The sequence below is a fragment of the Bradyrhizobium sp. genome, from assembly GCF_017881085.1.
In the GTDB taxonomy this organism is placed as follows: Bacteria; Pseudomonadota; Alphaproteobacteria; order Rhizobiales; family Xanthobacteraceae; genus Bradyrhizobium.
This window is the reverse complement of sequence record NZ_JADGRI010000410.1, coordinates 1-4014: the sequence shown is the minus strand read 5'-3', so window position 1 is coordinate 4014 and position 4014 is coordinate 1. Positions and strand designations below refer to the sequence as shown.

Annotated in this window: 3 protein-coding genes; 1 reads left to right on the top strand and 2 read right to left on the bottom strand. The window is 64.6% G+C overall.

The genetic code is table 11. The annotated features are described in order from the left end of the window. Together QZ213_RS25625 and QZ213_RS25620 are read right to left on the bottom strand one after the other, a co-directional pair. The coding region (locus QZ213_RS25625; protein WP_291688859.1) for an FAD-dependent oxidoreductase at window positions 1-803 on the bottom strand (803 nt) is incomplete at its 3' end. A gap of 44 nt (window positions 804-847) precedes the next feature. Beyond that, window positions 848-1825 carry a tripartite tricarboxylate transporter substrate binding protein gene (locus tag QZ213_RS25620; protein ID WP_291688858.1) on the bottom strand — a complete coding sequence of 326 codons (978 nt, stop codon included), beginning with the start codon at window positions 1823-1825 and terminating at the stop codon, window positions 848-850. A 294-nt stretch (window positions 1826-2119) separates the two neighbouring features. Between QZ213_RS25620 and QZ213_RS25615 the strand changes: the two genes are divergently transcribed. Next, complete coding sequence (locus tag QZ213_RS25615; RefSeq protein WP_291688857.1) at window positions 2120-3493, top strand: L,D-transpeptidase family protein; 1374 nt, start codon at window positions 2120-2122, stop codon at window positions 3491-3493. Window positions 3494-4014 lie beyond the last annotated feature (521 nt).

Here is a 4014-nt window from a genome sequence, read left to right as displayed (position 1 = left end):
TCGCGGTCCACCGAGTCGAAATCGCCCTCGCCGGGCTTCATGTAATTATGCACCAGCCAGCGCTCGCTGCCGTCGATCGCATACACCATGCCGGCGCGGCGGGGGTTGATGACGCCGGTGCCCCAGGCGCGCTCGCAACGCTGGCGGTCGATCAGGCCGGGGGCGCGAATGAAGGTCGACTGCACGCGTTGCACGACGGCGTCGCCGGTCAATTCGGCGCCGATGGCCTTGCGGACGATGGAACGCGCGCCGTCGCAGCCGATCAGATAACGGGAGCTCGCGCGGCTGACCGTCCCGGTCTCGAGATCGCGCAAGGCCACCTCGGCGGAAGTATCCCCTATCCTGACGTCTTCGACCGAACTCCGGTTGACGATACGGATGCGCGGCTGGGCTGCGGCATGCTCGAACAGGATCGGTTCGAGAAAGATCTGGTTGATGCGGTGCGGCGGCTCCGGCGTCGGCCAGTTGCAGTCCGGGCCATCTTGCCGCGTGAAGCGGTCACGGCGGCAGGGAATCTCAATCCGTGTCAGCTCTTGCCCGGTGAACGTCGTGCGATAGCTGATGTCATGCGGATAATCGGCAGGCAGCCCGGCGTTGCGCACCTTGTCCGCCACCCCGAGCCGCCGGAAGATTTCCATGGTGCGGGCGGCGACGTGGTTGCATTTCGGCTCCGGCGGCGCGGCACGGGCGCGGGTTTCCACGACCGTGACGTCGATGCCCCGCCACGCCAGATCGAGCGCGAGCGTCAGCCCGACGGGCCCCGCACCAACGATCAGCACGTCCTGTTCAGTCATTGCGAGCATCAACAGTGGCTTGCAGGGAGGATTTTACCTGACACATGGGATCATTAATCCAGCTCGACGCCGGCTTTCTTGACGACCGCTGCCCAGCGATCCACCTCGGTCTTGACGTAGGCGGCAAAGCTGTCCGGCGTCGATCCCGGCAACGGCTCCAGCGCGATCGTGGTCAGCCGGTCACGCGTAGCCGGATCGGCCACCAGCTTTCCGATCTGCGCCGCCAGTTGGTCGACGATCGGCCGCGGCAGGCCGGCGGGCGCCACGACGCCCTGCCATGCGACGAGGTCGAACCCGGCGAGGCCGCCTTCGGCCAGCGTCGGAATGTCGGGGGCGGCAGCGACGCGCTTGGCCGTGGTGACGCCGAGCACCGTCACCTTGCCCTCGCGGATCTGCGGCAGAGCGGGTTGAAGATCCACCACCATGAAAGGGATGTGTCCCGCGATCACGTCGAGCATCGCCGGCACGCTGCCGCGATACGGCACGTGGCGGATATCGATGCCGGCCGCAGTCTTCAGCATCTCGGCGCCGAGATGCTGCGGACTGCCATTGCCGGCCGACCCATAGGCCAGTCCCGGCTTCGATTTGGCGTAGGCGATGAATTCGGACAGCGTCTTGGCGGGAATCTGCGGATTGATGATCAGCGCGAACGGCACGGCGGCCACCAGCGCGATCGGGGTAAAATCCTTCACCGGATCGTAGGGCAGCTTCTTGTACAGCGTCTTGTTGATGGCAAGCGTGGTCGAGGTCGCCATCAACAGCGTATAGCCGTCGGGTTCGGCCCTTGCCACCAGCTCCGCACCGGTCGAGGTCGCGGCCCCCGGCTTGTTCTCGACGACGACGGTGGCGCCAAGGCCGGTCTGAAGCTGGTCGGCCACCAGGCGGCCGAGAAAATCGGTGGTGCCGCCGGCCGGATAGGGCACGATCATCTTGATGGTCCGGCTGGGATAGGCCGTCTGCGCCAGCGCCAGCGCCGGTTTCAGCAAAACGAGCCCGCCGCCTAGTCCGGCGATCGCCCTCCGGCGCGTCAACACAGCATGGGTCCTCCCAGGACAGACTTCTAATGCGTATTCTTTTGGTTCGACGAACGTCTTAGCGAACCACTTTAGCCGCAGTTGCGACATAACAAAGGCCACCAAAGTTCGATGCGGCTTTGTGGCGGTGCAACAGCAGGCAATACCGACTTAATAAGAACGCAAATCTGATGGGCTATCCTCACGGGATCGAGATTGCGAATCAGGTCCGATCCCGTTCGCCCGGCCGCAACGGCCGGGACAATTAATTTCACTTTGCGCCTTCAACGGCGCCTCCCAAGGGCTTCAGAGATGCAAAGAATGACAATGATCGCCGTTGCTTTGGTGCTTGCGACGACATCGGCGTTTGGGCAAAGCGCGGGTACCGCGGGCCCGGGCAATGTCGGCCCCGGTGCCGCGCCGCTTCCCGCCAGGCAGGCCCCGGCAGCGCCAACGGCCGCCGCGGCAAATCCCGCGCACTCAGCCCCATCGGCAAAAGCGGCTACCGCCGCCTCCACCCCCGAATCGCGTTCGGCGGCGGCCCTGGCGCTCTCGCACGAGCCGACCGTTGACGAGGGGACCGCGCAGCGAATCAAGGAAGCGGCGCTGAGCTATTCGGATCTGGCGGTGCGCGGCGGATGGCCGGCCATTCCCACTGAGGCCAAATTCGCGCCAGGCGTCCAGGGGCCCCATGACGATCTCTTGCGCCAGCGCCTGTTGATCAGCGGCGACCTCGCCGCCGACAAGGCAAGCGGGCCGTATGACGACGCCGTCGCCGAGGCGGTGAAGCGTTTCCAGGTACGCCATGCTCTCGCGGCCACGGGAACGATCACGCCGCGAACGCTGGCCGCCCTCAACGTCCCCGTGCAGAAGCGGATCAAGCAGCTCGAGGCTTCGCTGGAGCGGCTCGAGAACATGAATTTCGCATTCGGCCAGCGTTACGTGGTCGTCAACCTCCCGGCGGCGTTCGCCGAAGCCGTCGAGAACGATCATGTGGTGCGGCGCTATCGCGTCATCGTCGGCAAGACCGAAAAGCCGTCGCCGACGTTGACCGCCGAGATCACCAGCGTCAACCTCAACCCGACCTGGACCGTCCCGCCCTCGATCGCGAAGACCGAAATCTCGGCGCATATGCGCAAGGACCCCGGCTATCTCGCCCGCATGCACATGGAAGTGCTGGACGCGCACGACGCACCGATCGATCCGCATGCGGTGGATTGGTCCGGCACGCATACGCCGAACTTCACGGTGCGCCAGCAGAACGGCGCCTGGAATGCGCTGGGCGCGGTGAAGATCGACATGCCGAACGCCTATTCGGTCTACATGCACGACACCAACCAGCGCAATCTGTTCAGCGACGATTACCGCTTCGATTCGCATGGCTGCTCGCGGGTGGACAATGTGCGCGATCTCGCCGCATGGCTGTTGCAGGAGGAGATGCCGCAGTGGAATCGCGCCGCGATCGATGCGGCGATCGCCACCGGCCAGCGCCAGGACATCCGCCTGCCGAAAAAGGTGCCGGTGGCCTGGATCTATCTGACGGCATGGATGACAAAGGATCAGACCGTCCAGTTCCGCAACGACATCTACGACCAGGACGAGCAGTTGCTGGAAGCTACCGCCGAGGAAGCCGCGTTCTTCAACCAGGCCGCCAATCATCCTTTGACGGCGCACCTGGCGCAGTAGGCGTTACCCCTCTCCCGTTTGCGGGGGAGGTCGGATCGCATCGACAGATGCGATCCGGGTGAGGGGTTTAATATCGATAGACCCTGATCCCTCATCCCGGGGTTCGCGAAGGGCTCAACCCATCGATCGGCTGCCTGACGGGCCGTTTGGATGCCCGACGGTAAATCAGTGATTTGCTGTCCAGCCCCTTGTGCAAAAATATTTCCCCTTCCGCGCTCGAGCAAATCACCTTCATATCCGCCGCCGTCCCGTCCCACAGAGGGGCGGCTCGCGATCGTCACGGACGCGGGGCGGGATGCGATGGACGCGGACGGCGCCGAAGACGAGGGCGCGATGACGCGGACGGCGAAGTCGTGTGGTCCTGATGCCCCGATGCTGGCATCAAGTTTGCGGAAACATCCGCAAGCGACGGTGGCAAAAAAGCCGGTCGCCGGGGAGAGCGCGGAATAAGCCGTAAAACCATTGCGCGGGGAATGCCGGGCGATTTCCGGTGTGACCTGACTAACGCGTGTGCTTGCTAC

Coding starts and splice junctions, on each gene's coding strand:
- QZ213_RS25615 (WP_291688857.1), top strand. CDS start 2,120: ATGCAAAGAATGACAATGATCGCCGTTGCTTTGGTGCTTGCGACGACA.